The organism is Variovorax ureilyticus (assembly GCF_037889935.1).
Classification (GTDB): Bacteria; Pseudomonadota; Gammaproteobacteria; order Burkholderiales; family Burkholderiaceae_C; genus Variovorax; species Variovorax ureilyticus.
Genome location: NZ_JBBKZU010000014.1, coordinates 1 through 14,119, shown reverse-complemented (window position 1 = coordinate 14,119; position 14,119 = coordinate 1). Strand labels below are relative to the sequence as shown.

Genomic DNA, 14,119 nt, shown 5'->3' with positions numbered 1-14,119 from the left:
GCTGCCTGCCCCTTGGAATGGGATGGCTCTCAGGAAAGAAGTCTAGGTATCCGCTAAGTTGCTGGCCAATGCATTTGAAGTCCTAATGCCATGAGTGCGCCGCATCCCTCAATTGGGGGCATCGTGGTGGTCGAAAACAGCCGAAGACATCGACAAAGCCAAGCCGAAGCCGTTCGTGCCTTGCCCTCCTCCACGCCGGCCACCTGAACCCACCAGCGCGCCGGTGCCGTCAGGCGCTCCCCCAGATCGAACAGCGTGACCAACTTTGCGCGCTCGAGGTGCCCCGCGAGCCGGGGATTGAGCCAGCCCCGACGCGATCGCGCGGTCGAGGGTCCTGCGCGACAAGTTCCTGGAGCCATCTCAGCGCCTCCAACTGTCGCGCGATGACACGGCCCCGGCCCGTGGGGGACGAGCGGCCCTTCCCCGCCCTGATTCCCCCGTCACCTGGGCGGCTTGGGCCCCTTTGGCGGCGCAGGCTCGGCCACCATCGCAAGTCGCTCGGTAGGAACTGCAGCAGGAAATCCATCGAGCGTTCCGGGGGCGCATCGAGCCACTCGCCGTACTGCGCCTCCGGCAGGATTGCGACCATCCGCTTGTCCTGCTTGTCCGGTGGGCGTTTCAGGCCGGGCCTGTGCATCAGCTTGAAGAGCGGGTGCTCGTCCGCATTGATCGTGAGCATCGTGAAGCTCAGCTCCCACTCGGCGGTTTCCGGGTTCTTCCAGGGTAACCACAGGCCGGCCACTCCCAACGTCTCGTCGTTGGCTGCCGTGAACCGGGTTGGGATGAACTTGCCCGCGCGCCAGTCCGGCTCGTAGATCGCTTTGCAGGGCACGATGCAGTGGCGCGGCTTGGCCCAGGCGCCCTTGAAGCTCGCCAACTCGCGGACCGTCTCGCTGCGGGCGTTGTACGTCTTCAAGCCCAACTTGGCGTCCTTGGCGAAACCCGGCAGCAACCCGAAGTGCCCTTCGACCACCTCGAAGTGGGCACGGCCTCATCGCCCAACTCCCGCTCGGGCGGTCGGCGGATGGCCGAGCTGGGGATTCGCACGGCCGAGGAACTGCGCGTATCGAGCCGGGACTTCAGGTAGATCTGCGCAGACGATGAGCCATGGACCGACAAGCCGTCGGCCGCCATCGCCCTCTGGAAGTCAGCGCCTGGCAGCGGAGCTCCTGCGACACGACGCGCTGCATGCCGACGAGACCCCTGTGGCGATGCTCAAACCCGGCGCCGGCAAGACGCACCGGGCCTACCTGTGGAGCTACTGCACGACGCAGTTCAACCCCGGTCCAGGGCGTCGTGTTCGACTTCGCCGACAGTCGAGGTGGACAGCACGTGCGTGAGTTCCTCAAGCTGAGCGCAACCAGTGCCAAGCCGGGGTGGCAGGGCAAGCTCGTCACCGATGACTTCAGCGGCTGCAAGGCCTACAGCCTGCAGTACGACGGCGTCGAGATCGAGCAACTATCGCCAGGCACGCAAGGCATTGTCTTGCTGCTGCTGTACCTCTCGATCGATGCGGAGGACGACCGGCCGCTCATCATCGACCAGCCCGAGGAGAATCTGGATCCGCAGTCGGTGTTCGAGGAGTTGGTGACCCGCTTTCGGTTACTCGAGAATCCCCAGAGCCTATGTTGCCTGCCGATCAGGCTGAACACCGTCTCGTCGGGTAGATAGGTCAGCTTTGGCTCGCCCAGCATGTTCTGCGTTCTCATCACATACGAAAGCCCTTGGTACGAGACGTGTTAGACAGTCCACGTTCGCACGCACGCCCTCGCGCGTCCGAAGCGGATCGGTTGGGTGCGCAACATCCCCTCTCGTGGCGGCGACGATACATTTCTTGCCCGCCCCACGGCTAGCAAGCACATCGGCTGCCTTGGACGAGGTCCTTGCTCTCCGCGCCCTGGACCTCGAAATCTTCGATGTCATTCGACGACCTCAGGTGCCGCAGAAGGATGCCGTCTCGCAAAGTCGGCGGTGCAGCGAGCGCGGTCATCGATGCCTCACGCGCCGTTGATTTTCTTGGGTATAGGGCTCGCTCCATAGCACCTGTTCGTTCCCGCTTGTGAGGGAGGCAAGTACGCCACCAGACTCATGAGCGCGAGCTCTACGAACCGTCTTATCGTCATTCAACCAACCTGCAACCTGCCGAGGCAAGTGCTCTCTTCTTGCCCCGTGTTTGCGCATTTATTGAGCTGTTTGCGCATTTAATAGGTTGTTTGCGCATTTATTTACCTAGAACAGGACGCAGGCAGCTAGATACCTCGACGGTCTGATCCGGCCTTTCGCGATATCCCCTGGGCCATCAAAGAGCCGGCTACAAGAAGTGAGCACGTCGATGGAACTAGCCCTCGTGCCTTCTGGAATCGTTTACGACTCTATTAGCGTGTTTACGACCTTATTGGCTCGTTTACGACTGTATTGGTCTTGAACAGTAGCGCTAGTGCACGCGACGGCGTTTTACATAACTGTCATTGTTGGTTGAAGAGCGGTATATCATTGGAATAGTACTACCCGTCGTGTTGTTGCCCGCACCATCGCCGCCGGCGATCCGTCGTTGCCCTCCGATGCCGTGTAGACAGCGGTGACGCGCGACTCCTTCGTGCTGGTGATCTCCAGGATGCCGATGTACAGGGGCCCCGGCGCCGACCCGTTGCCGCCCATCAGCACTCTCGACGAGGCGGCCGGGAACAGGAGCAGCGCCTCGTCGCTGTTCTCCTGCGCGGCGCCCCGCGCATCCAGTAGTAGCGTCGTGACGGCGTCATTGGCGTCGTCCGCGCTGACGATCCGGTAGCGATGAAGTTCAAGGCCCGTCGCCGGGTCGACCGCACGCGCCGTGTCGATCACCAGCGGCTTGTCGATTCGATGGACGCGCTGGGCGCGCGCGACGGCCTTGACGCGGAGAGACTTACCGCTCATCTTTCCTCCTTCTACTGTAAGGCCGAGGCAGACGGGATCCCATTGCTCGCGCCATTGTTAGGGCCCGCGACCGCATCTGTCGTCCTTCAGACTGTTGATGCCACCGGAGATCATCGGCCGCGGCTTGAAGCCGGCCCCCTACCTTCGTTATGGCTATCAGAGATGAGGTGGCTGCATCGGTCTGGACTCCTATCGAGAACCCTTGCGATGGCGCGTCCACGTAAAGCATGCGACCTGTACAGAGCACGCTGGTGACGAAGGTCGTCATCACCGCCCTCTGCATTGCGGCAGGCAGGAATTGCGCGTAGTCTGCCGCGGCCATGCCTGTACCGAATCAGACCGCCGCAGACTTCCCACGAACCGACGTCACGCTATCTGAGGACCTGATCGAGGCCTGGAACCGGGCGGCCTGGATCGGCGAGCAGTCGACGGAGTCGACACTGCGCAGCTTCACTTCGATGCTGGCCCTGCTGCACGCAGCACCGCAACGCTGGTGGCTTCGGTACTGCGAGGCCGTGGGCGTGGACCTGCGAGCGATTTACGCCTCGCTGAGGTTCCGTCCGGCATCGCTTGGCGTGTTCCGCAAACGCATCAAGGCGAATGAAGTTCCGAAGGGAAAGGAGCCAACCTCTGCTTCGCTGTTGTTCCTTGATCGATGAGGCAGTTGATCCACCGCCAGATATCTCCGAACGACGAACCTCGTGTCGGATCGGGCGATTTCAGCCGCGCGTTCTCGTCCTCGAGCATCTTCAGGCGCTTGAGCTTCGTCACGCCCAGGTCGCCGAACTTCTTCTGGCCTTGAGCCAGTCCTCCAATTCCTCGGCGGCCGATCCGACCACCGGCTTCACATCTTCCGCACGGACCTTCCCGGCAACACACGGATCCCACCGTCATTCAGAGGTGGTACGAGATTTCGGCCGGCGCAACGATGTTCCTGAAGCCGGCGGCGAGGCGCAGCGCCGCGATGTCGGGCTTGAATCCGCCTCGGACGCGCAGATGTCTTCGGCTACGAGGCTGCGGAGCGGCACTCCTTGCGCTTGAGCGCGCAACGGGGATCGACCGCGCCCAAAGCAGCCAGGTTGAACGGCACATTGGCTGCCCAGTACTTGTTCCATTCCGGGGTGACCTTGTCGCTCTTGGGCGAATCGAGCTCGGTGCCACTGAAGAGCCCCATCCTCCAGTCCGGCGTGAACCGTTTCCCGTTGAAGAACCACTGCAGGGTTTCTCGGCTGACCCGATCGCCATCCACCATGTAGGTCAGCCGCTGCTCAAAGGTGGGGCTCTCAAGCTCCTTTTCCATCGCGGCAAGGTCCACCTTCCCCGCCTCGTCCAGCATCGGCTTGAGAAGCTCTGGCGCCTGAGCGGCAATGACAAGCTGGGTCTTCTCAAACTCCACCTGCTCCTCCAGCTTGGGGATGGCAGCGCGCTCTCTCTCTAGAGCGCCCTGCACCGCCTCTAGCTCCAACTGGTAAGAAGTGACCCGTTGTTGTCCCTGGCTTGGGTCGGGAGCGCTGGCCTCAAGCCGGGTGACTTTGTCCGCTAGCCGGTCAATGTCGTCTTTGTGCAGCTTGAGAAATCGTTGTGCCGCCTGCACTTCGGAGTCGCTCTTGGGGCTGATGATCAAAAGCTCAGATCGCTTCGTGCCTTGAAGCTCAAGAATTCGTTGACGCAGATTGGCTTTGGCGGTTTGGATGTCGTCGCCCTTGAGCTTCCACTTGCAGCTCATCTGAACGAGCTTGTCGCCGCGGTCGTTCGTCGAGGTGGACCACTCGACGTCACAGAACTTTCTCATGTCGAGCATTTCGCCCAGGGTGTAGTTCTTGTTGGGAGTCTTCAGCGATTTCGCCGCCTTGACGTCGCTGCCATCGCACCCAACCAGAAACAAGCTCGCGAACAGAACCGCGGTACCCAATGCCCTCATCTTTTACCCTCAGGTGTTGTTGTGTTGCGGCGCACTATATGACGCGAGCGAGCGCCGCTCGTCACCTGGGCGCCCGCGCCTGTGGAGGACATCACGGAAGTGCGCCTCTCGTAGACCTGTGGGTTGTATCGGCCTGGTGGGCCGGCCCGCGGACCTGGAAGCCGGCCCCTTCGGCTGCATGCCGACGTAGGAGTCCATCCATTTCCTGGGGTGTGCAATGCAGCAAAGAAAGCTTCAGGAATGAAACCCGGGGCATCTTCTGGACGGGAGGTCCTGCAGCTGTGCGCCGTCCTGCGCGGCATCAGCCCGCTGATCTGGCGGCGCCTTCTGGTGCGTGGCGATACCAGTGTCGCGCGGCTTCACCAGGTTCTGCAGGTCGCGTTCGGCTGGCAGGACATGCACCTTCATCGCTTCGAGATTCGCGGTCGCGAGTACGGTGTCCATCAGGAGGGCGGCGTGTTCTTCTACACCGACACGCCCGAGATCGCCGTGCAGCCTCCACTTTGGTCGGCCCTTGCCGATTTCGCCCAAGAATGGAAGGTATGCTTACCGCACCAACAAGAAAATGAGGAGTTTTCGTGCGGCTCGTATCCATCTCAATCAAAAACTTTCGGTGCTATAGCGATGAGATCACAATCCCGATAGATGACTTGACAACCTTCATCGGAAAAAATGACATCGGCAAGTCAACCGTCCTTGAAGCGATGGAGATCTTCTTCAACAATGAGACGGTCAAGATTGAGCAGGGGGACGCCAATGTCTATAGCGGTGACACCAAGGTAACGATCACTTGCGAGTTCTCGGAACTGCCCGCCTCATTGACGCTCGATGCCGGGGCGGAGACTACGCTGGCGGATGAGTACCTGTTGACCCAGACTGGAACCCTCAGGATCCAGAAGGTCTTCGATTGCAAGGCAAAAGCTCCAAGCTTAGAAGTTTGCGTGATTGCACGTCACCCAACGGCCGATGGCGTCACGGGCTTGATTGAGATGAAGGAGTCGGAACTCCAGAAGCTCGTCAAGGCCAAAGGACTAGACGTGCCTCTGAAGGGTAACCCTGGAATGCGGCGAGCACTGTGGAACGCCGTGGATGATCTGAAGATCAATGAGATCTCGATCCCACTCACCAAGGCGAAGGAAGACGGCAAGCGAATCTGGGAGCAGCTCGACAGCTATCTACCCATGTTCGCTCTGTTTCAAAGCGACCGGAGCAGCCGTGATTCGGATGGTGAAGTTCAAACGCCAATGAAGGCAGCCGTAGCTGCCGCCATTGCCGAGGTGCAGGACGAGATTGATGCGATTCAACAGAAAGTCAAGGAGAAGGCCGAAGAAATTGCACGCGGGACGCATGAGGCTCTAAAAACTATCGATCCAAATCTTGCGAAAGAACTGACGCCGCAATTTAGTCCCCCGTCCACGGCGAAGTGGACGGGACTGTTTGCTGTAAACATGGACACTGATGACGGCATTCCTCTCAACAAAAGAGGAAGTGGTATTCGACGATTGATTTTGGTGAGCTTCTTCAAAGCGGCCGCGGAACGAAGACTAGCAACGGGCAAGAAGCGCAGCATCATCTATGCGATCGAGGAGCCTGAAACCGCTCAGCACCCCAACAATCAGAAGATCTTGATTGATTCCTTCAAGGCGCTGGCTGGGGAAAGCGGCTATCAGGTCATCTTGACTTCACATAGCCCGGGTTTTGCCGCCGACCTGCCGACCGACGGTATACGCTTTGTGACTCGGGACGCCGCCGGAAAGCCAAGCATTCAATCCGGCGTGGATGTCTTTGAGAAAGTTGCAGAGACGCTCGGTGTGGTCGCCGACAGCAGGGTCAAAGTTCTGTTCTGCGTGGAGGGACCGACTGATGTTGAGGCTTTTAAGTGCCTTAGTCGTGCTCTGCATCTGAAAGACCCCACCTTGCCGGACCTCTCCACCAGCAAGTCCGTTGCCTTCGTACCACTCGGCGGCTCGACACTTCAGCATTGGGTCGCTTCGCACTACCTCAAGGCATTGAAGACTCCGGAAGTACATATCTACGACAACGACGTCCAGAAATATGCACAGTCTGTTGAGCACGTCAACGCTCGGGCCGACGGCTCATGGGCAAAGATGACGGCAAAGTATGAGATCGAGAACTATCTGCACTCAGATGCGATTAAGGACGCATTCGACGTGGAAGTCGCCGTTGCAGACCATGCCGTGAACGGACAAGGAGTGCCGGAGCTCTTTAGCGCTGCCTACCACGCCGCCAATTCTGTCGGCGCGCCAATGAATTCAAGCAGTTCGAAGAAGAAGCTGGCTGCGAAGGCGTTCCCGTTGATGACGGCCGACCGAGTGAGCGAACGTGATCCTCATGGCGAAGTAGCCGGCTGGTTTCGGCAGATTGCTAACATGATTTAGGCACCGGCCGATCGGCTGGTTGGCAGTCGCACACGCCGAGTCGCAGTATTTTGTGAGTCACATCGCGGTGGATTCGCAGTGCGAGTGGCATGCCCCTTGGTGTCGCGACATGTCGATGCTTGGTTCTCCGAGGCCGCGCAGCGCATCACTGGGCAGTGGCGCTGCGCCGCTATGACGAGGGCTATTGCCGTCGACTGACTTGACGAGTCCAAGCCAGCGCCTCATCCAAGTCGAGATTAAGACTCGCGTAGGTCCGGCGAAGGAGGTTCGGCGGCAGCGCCCAGTCCCACTTCTCACGCTGAAGGTTCTTCGCGTCCTCCAGCAACATGTCTAGCGGAGGTGCCTCGTCTACGGCGGCGTCTCCCAGCGCGTCGAGGACATCGCTGATCCGCCGCGTGCCCAGCTGCACCTCCACAGCCGGTCCGCCGGGGGTCGCTTCGAAGCCACGTCGGGTCAAGAGGCAGGCCAACGCCTCATTGGGCGCATCGCCCAGCCAGGTCACGAGATGGACTTGGCGGCCTTGCTCAATGAGGAACTCCGCAGCCAGTTTGCGGCGGCCGTACGCCGCTCTTCCTTCTGCCAGAAATGCCTTGGCCTGCGCGTCCAGGTAGGAGGGCACTTCCTGCGCCTCATAAAACTCGCGCATACGCTCCCTGACCCGCGTGTGCGTGCGTCCACCGCCGCCAGCGAAGAGCGGAGGTGCCCCGCCGCCTGTCCGGTGCACATATACGGTTTTTTGTTCTTCGTCGACGTTCTCGACCTTCCAAGTCTTGCCCGCAAACAGAATCCGTTGACCCACAGTAAGCATTTGATTGATGGGCATCGAGCCGAGGGTGCTCGTCCCAGCCACGATGCGGAATTCCTCGTCGGCCGCAAAAGCAGCGTAGAACGAATAGTGGTTGACGAGCTTTTCGCCCAAGCGACCGTGCAGCAGGTCGCCGGAGGAGTCCTGCACTAACAGCTCCCGCTCCCCCAGGTGGCGCACAAGTTCAACGAACTCTTTCTTTGAAGTCCCGCCGAACGGCGCGGCGGGGGCGCATAGCAGTTGGTACAACTCGGTGGCCGAGGCCCCGCCCTGCTGCGCAATGACCGAGAGCACCTGCTGAACCAGCGTGGAAAAATGGGCACCACCGGCGCGCGGCGGCTCGAACCAGTCTCGCGTAAGAAGGTCCACCATCGCCAGGGTCTCGACGGTCTCGAGGCGAAGTTCGGAGCTCCAGTTCGACTTTGGTCCAATCTGTTGCTCTTGGACGTAGGCACGCAGGATGGCCGGCTCGCCCTTTCGGCGCCCTGAGCGACCCAGGCGCTGCCGCAGGCTTGCCACTGAGGGCGGGCTACCGATCTGGGCAACGCTCTTGACGGCACCGATGTCGATTCCCAGTTCGAGCGTGCTCGTGCAAATGGCCGTCGCGGGCACCTCCCTCTGCTTCAGCGCGACTTCCGTCTCGATTCGAATCTCCTTGGACAGGCTGCCGTGGTGCGGCCAGAACTCCGCCGGCACCTGGTGGCGCTCGCACATCGTGTTGAGCAGATGGGTGTAGCGCTCCACCTCTCGGCGGGAGTTCGGAAAGATGAGGTTGTTCGAGCCCCGAAGCACTCGAAACAGGTGAGCGGCAATGCGACCCGGGCCGACCGGCTCAGGAGGCCCCTGTGCCTCGTCAAGTTGATCGGCCCCGCTGGACTCCGCCAGAACCACACCGCCATCGCGCTCCTCTTGGTTTGCCGCTGGCGCGGTTTCACCTGCGCCCCGCACCAGGGGCTCCTCGAATCCCTTGATGATGAGGCTCAGGCCATTGCCCGCCTCAGACGACTGCAGCACTACCGCGTCGCCACCCGGGCGGAGGAACTGTGCGGCAAGGCCCATGTCGCCCAAGGTTGCTGACAGGCCAATCCGCGGCACCTTGCGGCCAATGGCGTGCTCGACGCGATGCATAAGCGATTGCAGCTGCTTGCCCCGTTCCGAGCCGATGAACGCGTGCAGTTCGTCGACGATGAAATAGGCAGCACGCTCGAAAATCGCGCCGACGGATGTCCCTCGATTGCAGAGCAGGGCCTCGAGCGACTCGGGCGTGATGAGCAGCACCCCGCAGCGCTTCGATAGGAACTTTGTCTTGGATGTGGAGCTGATGTCGCCGTGCCAGGGCCAGACCGGCACCTCCAGCTGTTCGCAGAGCTTGTCCAGCCGCCCGAACTGGTCGTTGATGAGGGCCTTGAGGGGGCTCACGTAAACGATGAGCCCCATGCTGCCCTCTTCTTGCAACAGGCGGGTCAGTGCGGGAAGGAAAGCCGCCTCAGTCTTGCCCGAGGCGGTGGCGGCCGCGATGACCACATCCTTGTCGGCGGCGAGCACGACCGGCCCGGCCTGCTCCTGGATGTCCCGCAGGCTCTCCCAGCCCTCCGCCCAAATGAAGCGCTGGATGCGCTCGTCCAGGAGGTGAAAGGCGCCGCTCTCCACTGGAAGTCAGCTCTTCGAAGAAGACATCTGGAAGTTCACGAGCTCGTCGTCGGCCGCCGCGTCGACTTCGAGGTCCTTCGCCCCCTCGGTGTCCGGACTCACAGCCAGGCCGCCGAGCAGATCCTGCCAAGCGGCCGCGGGGTTTTGCTCCAGAACTGCCAGGAGATTGACAAAGGACGTGATGGTCGTACGCGGCGTGCGGAAGTACGAGTCACCAATCCGCTTGGAACAATGCTCCATGAAGCTCGCAATGCCTTGGTCCGGCAGCAGGTATTTGGACGTGTCGCCGCTGGCTTGGACATGTCGCACCTTCTGCAGGAGAACATAGAAGTCCTCCGGAGCGAGGGCGGCCAGGCGCACCACAGGGCCACTGAAGTCCACCAGGCCATTGGTTGCGAAGGTGTTCTGCGTGAGGCGGCTCTGTAGCGCCGGATAGCTGTAAAGGCCGCGTCGGGTGTCCAGCAGGAACTCGGGCGTGCCGCCGAGGATGAAGCCCAGCCCGACGGCATTCCCCTGCAGCGAGTCGTTCAGGATGCGCAACAACTGCTCGTAGTTCGCATTGCGGGCCTGCGTGTTGGCAAGCTTGTAGAGGTTCACCAGTTCGTCGAGATTGACCAGGAGACCACCGAACCCCGCGAGCCGCACAAAGCGCGCCATGAGCTTGAGTTGGTCGTAGACCGCTGCATCATCGACGATGGAGCGGACGCCGAGCGCCTGACGGGCGTCAGTCCTGGTCCCAAACTCTCCGCGCAGCCATCGGATGGCGTCTGACTTGAGTTGCTCGTTGCCCTCCTCCGCGCCCCGGTAGTACGCTGCGATGACATCGGCGAAGTCGTAGCCGTTGACCAGTTCCGTGAGGTGGTCGAGCTTCTGCCGAATGACCGACTCAGTTGTGGCGCCCGAGGCTTTCGCCTCGGCCTTGCTCGTCGAAACGAACTTTTCCACGATGCCTGCCAGCGCCCCGCCCTCGGGCTTCGTACGGGTTGCGAGATTGCGCATCAGTTCGGCATAGAGCGAGCGCGCCTGGCCGCCGCTTGCGTGAAGCCGTCGGTCGGGATTGAGGTCTGCGCTCGCGACGACCAGCTTCTTCTCCATGGCGATGGAGCGAATGAGATTCAGGAAGAAGGTCTTGCCTGCCCCGTATTCGCCGATGACGAGCCGGAATGTCGAGCCACCGTCGGCAATTCGGTCGATGTCGCCATCGAGCGTCTTGATTTCACGGGTGCGCCCTACCTGGATAAGGTGCTGGCCTGCACGCGGCACGACACCCGAACGCAGGGACTGCAGGACGGCGTCTCGGTCTTTGGGGCGAATAGCGATGGCGGTCATGCTTCAAGCTTCTCCAGGATCTCTGTGTTTACTTCGATGGGGTCATCGCCTTCGGTGAACGAGATGTCGTAGGCATCGAAAGCGGCTTCGTTGATGGATAGCAGTGCACCTTCGAGCATGAGTTCGAGGTCCGCAGCAGCGTCGGCGAGATCCGAACGAGGCCACGTGGGTCTTTGCAGCAGGAGGCGCGCGAGCGCGCTGTGCGCCTCGTCAAGCCCCATCAGGCCGGCGACACCGGATGGCTCAGCTAGGGCTGGAGCCTGCTCGGTCACAGGAACAGACGGTGCAGCCGCCTCCTCGTCCACGAAAATATTGGCCAGAAGCGCGGAGACCTCCTGGCTCTCCCGCTGCAACTCTGCAATTCGGGCGGCGTCGAGCTTGAATCCAGCGGCTTTCGCAGGCGCTGTTGCCGGGGTGGAAGGTGGCACCGGCTGTGCGAAGCCCGAAGGCGTTGTCGGGGATGGCGCATTAGCCGCGACAGCATGCACATCGGAGAACACCTTTTTCGAGTCTACGCCGAGCGCCTTGTAGATGCTCTCGAGCATCCTGACCTCGGCCGGAGCGATTTCGCCATCAGACTGGGCCACCGTTGCCATGAAAGTGGCGAGAACCTCCTTCGCGTGCGCGTCCAGTGGTTCGAGCTTCTTCTTGAGCGCGGGCAGCGAAGCAGGCGTCACCATGAGAAGCCGCAGGTGGGCCAACAGCCGGCGGATGTGATTGGGTGTGAGGTGAGTCCAGGAGAGGACTTGCTGGCGCAGGTGCGACATCTCGCGTGCGCTGAAATCACCATCGACCGTTGCGACGGCGGAAGCAAGTTGGAGCGTGAGCGCCGCCGCTTGGTAGGCGGGCGTCGCACGGGACACCGGCTCGCCCGGAGGGACGGCGAATAGAACCACTTTCTCGTCCGGCTTAGGGAGCTTGGCCCCGGCGAGCACGTCGGGCTCGATTCCGATGTTGAGCGATTCGAGCGCTCTGGCGAGCGCATGCGTCTTTTCCTTAGTGAGCTTTGACTGTGCATCGAGTTTGGAGAGCAACTCCTGGAAGGACATGGCGAGCATGCCGTCGCCCATGCGCTGCTTGAGCTCGGACAAAACGTCCTGGGCGCTCTGCGGCCACAGCGTGGCTGGCAAATGCAGGAGGCCCTCCAACGCCGAACGGGCGTTGGGATTTCTGCCGACGAAGCGGCTGTACGAGTCGAGGGCAGCGGTCGTCTCTTCGACCAGCGCCCTCACCTTCTGGATTGGTCCCGTCAGCGCGGTCACGTCCGGGGTGTCTCCGAAGCTGAGCTTGACGTCCATGCCCCGAAAGCCAGCTGACGCGGCTTGGTAGACGAGGTGCAGCTTGGTGCGGTTGCGCGGCAGAATGATGCCGGCGCCGTACTGTTCGGCGTATTTCTGGGTGAACAACCGGTCGAACTCCGGAGCGCAGCGTTCCGCGGCAGTGCGCAGGTACGTCGACGGGTCGAGCTTCGCCCATCCCAGCGCCAGATGGGCAGGGACGGGGGCGTCATCGACTGCGGCGCGCCCCAGTGCCAAGCGCACATAGACCGGCAGTTCCAATCCCTTCGGTAGGTCCGGTAGGAGGTGGTTGTAGAGGTCAGCGGGGTAGTTGGAGGCGGCCATCCAGTTGAGGAGCTCGCTTGCATAGCGCTTGAACGAGTGCGACTTCTCGCCGTAGACGTCGAGGAGGCGGCGCAGCTCCTGCGCGATGACAGGCCATTCTTCCTGCGCGGCTGCATCCAAGCGTGCATCAAGGATGGCGCGCCGCTCGAGACCATAGAAGAACAGGAACACGTATCCGATGTCGGCCTCGGGGTCCTTCCGCCCGTCGGCGAGCCACTCGAGATATGAGCGACGCGCGTTGGGCGAGATGTCCGAGTAGCTGGGCCAGTAGCCCATGTCCCGGGTGGTGTAGTTCCCGCGCTTCGCGATGCTAAGACTTGGATTAATAAGACAAGGGTCGACGGCACCGGAACTTGCTCGCAGTGAGGTGCCAACGTAGACCATTCCGCCCGGGATGGTGAGCGAGCCGACAACGCACGGTGTTCCTGCCGGGATCCATGTACCCGGGCCGTAGGACTTCGGCGCGGCGGGAATCCTGGCGTCGAAGGTGTGACGAGGCGCCACGACCTCGACGAGTTCGTCCTCAACCGGCTGCACGAAGGATGCGCCTCGTGGAAATTCCGAGCGAGTCGGGCCGGAAGGGGCGGTCTGCGACGTGGCTGTGAACTCCAGGGGTTCAAGGTCTCGCAGGCCGGGTCGCTCGGGAGCACTATTCGTGGGGCGATTTCGCTGATAGACAAAAAAACCGATGCCTACGAGAGCCAGAAAGCCGATTGCGAGCCAAGCCTTGAGCGGCACCAAGGCCAGCATCAGCACAATGCCACCGAAGATGAGGGCCCCCGTGGATGAGGAGGATGGCTTCTTCCGTCCTGCCATCTTCTAGGCGCTCCCTTGGGGAGTTGCCCATTGTGTGGGACTTGGGCCGGCGAGGCCCGTCCCAGGCGCGGCGACTCCCAAACTCGCGCAATGATCGCGCACGAGCTTCTCCAGGAGATTGGTCTGACTGCGGTGTTTGGCAGCCGCTGCGTCGCGCAGCAGCTGCTTGAACTGGGGCGTAACCCTCAAATTGAGGGCCTCTGTCTTTTCAGCGCTCATGAACTCCTCCGTACCGCATGACACGTTACAGGGAAAACTCGGCTGTCTTGAAAAAGGTGACGAAAAAACAGACCCGGAACAGGAAAAAGGACTGCCGCCTGCGAGATGGGTACTGAGGCTCTGCGGCCCCATGAGGACGGCCAGCCAACTACCGTGATGTCGAGCAGCAAGCCAGCATGCCATTGACGTCGTTCATCGTTCCAAGCGCCGTTGATGGTCTGGTGCACCCCGTCTTAGCGAGCATCTGCCCCGGTTGCGGCCCGCAAAAGTCGGCTATACGAGCTCGGCGGAGCTCTGATCTTTCAGCTCGGCGAACTTGGCCTCCATCGTGGGATGCGTATTTCAGGCCATCGTAGCCGGGCATTTCAGGCGAACGTAGCCGCCGTTTCAAACGAGCGTAGTCGGCGTTTCAGACGAACGTAGCCGGCATTTCACGCTGATCGTA

At 61.3% G+C, this 14,119-nt stretch carries 10 protein-coding genes and 1 pseudogene; 4 read left to right on the top strand and 7 right to left on the bottom strand.

The window, feature by feature from the left end:
- Positions 1 to 53: 53 nt before the first annotated feature.
- Together WKW77_RS35065 and WKW77_RS35165 are read right to left on the bottom strand one after the other, a co-directional pair.
- On the bottom strand, positions 54 to 263 hold the full coding sequence (locus WKW77_RS35065) for a hypothetical protein (protein ID WP_479694171.1): 210 nt from the start codon (positions 261 to 263) through the stop codon (positions 54 to 56).
- Complete coding sequence (locus WKW77_RS35165) at positions 230 to 973, bottom strand: SOS response-associated peptidase (RefSeq protein ID WP_340359852.1); 744 nt, start codon at positions 971 to 973, stop codon at positions 230 to 232. The genes WKW77_RS35065 and WKW77_RS35165 overlap by 34 nt, the downstream gene beginning before the upstream one ends.
- Positions 974 to 1,154: 181 nt before the next feature.
- Between WKW77_RS35165 and WKW77_RS26340 the strand changes: the two are divergent.
- Positions 1,155 to 1,452, top strand: a pseudogene (locus WKW77_RS26340) (IS66 family transposase); the annotation flags it as partial.
- A 1,038-nt stretch (positions 1,453 to 2,490) separates the two neighbouring features.
- On the opposite strand, the gene WKW77_RS26335 reads toward WKW77_RS26340, so the two are convergent.
- Complete coding sequence (locus WKW77_RS26335) at positions 2,491 to 2,913, bottom strand: hypothetical protein (RefSeq protein WP_340359851.1); 423 nt, start codon at positions 2,911 to 2,913, stop codon at positions 2,491 to 2,493.
- A gap of 320 nt (positions 2,914 to 3,233) precedes the next feature.
- Between WKW77_RS26335 and WKW77_RS26330 the strand changes: the two genes are divergently transcribed.
- On the top strand, positions 3,234 to 3,572 hold the full coding sequence (locus WKW77_RS26330; protein ID WP_340359850.1) for a hypothetical protein: 339 nt from the start codon (positions 3,234 to 3,236) through the stop codon (positions 3,570 to 3,572).
- Between the two features lie 347 nt (positions 3,573 to 3,919).
- On the opposite strand, the gene WKW77_RS26325 is transcribed toward WKW77_RS26330, so the two are convergent.
- Positions 3,920 to 4,825, bottom strand: a complete 906-nt coding sequence (locus WKW77_RS26325) for a hypothetical protein (protein WP_340359849.1) — start codon at positions 4,823 to 4,825, stop codon at positions 3,920 to 3,922.
- A 249-nt stretch (positions 4,826 to 5,074) separates the two neighbouring features.
- Between WKW77_RS26325 and WKW77_RS26320 the strand changes: the two genes are divergently transcribed.
- A complete protein-coding gene (locus WKW77_RS26320; RefSeq protein WP_340359848.1) occupies positions 5,075 to 5,479 on the top strand; it encodes a plasmid pRiA4b ORF-3 family protein in 405 nt (134 codons plus the stop codon).
- Entirely contained in the window at positions 5,413 to 7,233 is a 1,821-nt protein-coding gene (locus WKW77_RS26315) for an ATP-binding protein (RefSeq protein ID WP_340359847.1), read from the top strand. The genes WKW77_RS26320 and WKW77_RS26315 overlap by 67 nt, the downstream gene beginning before the upstream one ends.
- Positions 7,234 to 7,414: 181 nt before the next feature.
- Here WKW77_RS26315 and WKW77_RS26310 read toward each other — a convergent pair whose 3' ends face one another.
- The 3 genes from WKW77_RS26310 to WKW77_RS26300 are packed head-to-tail and all read right to left on the bottom strand — an operon-like array spanning position 7,415 to position 13,455.
- Positions 7,415 to 9,688 (bottom strand): DEAD/DEAH box helicase, encoded by a 2,274-nt coding sequence (locus tag WKW77_RS26310; RefSeq protein ID WP_340359846.1) that lies wholly within the window; start codon positions 9,686 to 9,688, stop codon positions 7,415 to 7,417.
- A gap of 6 nt (positions 9,689 to 9,694) precedes the next feature.
- Complete coding sequence (locus WKW77_RS26305) at positions 9,695 to 11,017, bottom strand: ATP-binding protein (protein WP_340359845.1); 1,323 nt, start codon at positions 11,015 to 11,017, stop codon at positions 9,695 to 9,697.
- Positions 11,014 to 13,455 carry a tellurite resistance TerB family protein gene (locus tag WKW77_RS26300; RefSeq protein WP_340359844.1) on the bottom strand — a complete coding sequence of 814 codons (2,442 nt, stop codon included), beginning with the start codon at positions 13,453 to 13,455 and terminating at the stop codon, positions 11,014 to 11,016. The genes WKW77_RS26305 and WKW77_RS26300 overlap by 4 nt, the downstream gene beginning before the upstream one ends.
- Positions 13,456 to 14,119 lie beyond the last annotated feature (664 nt).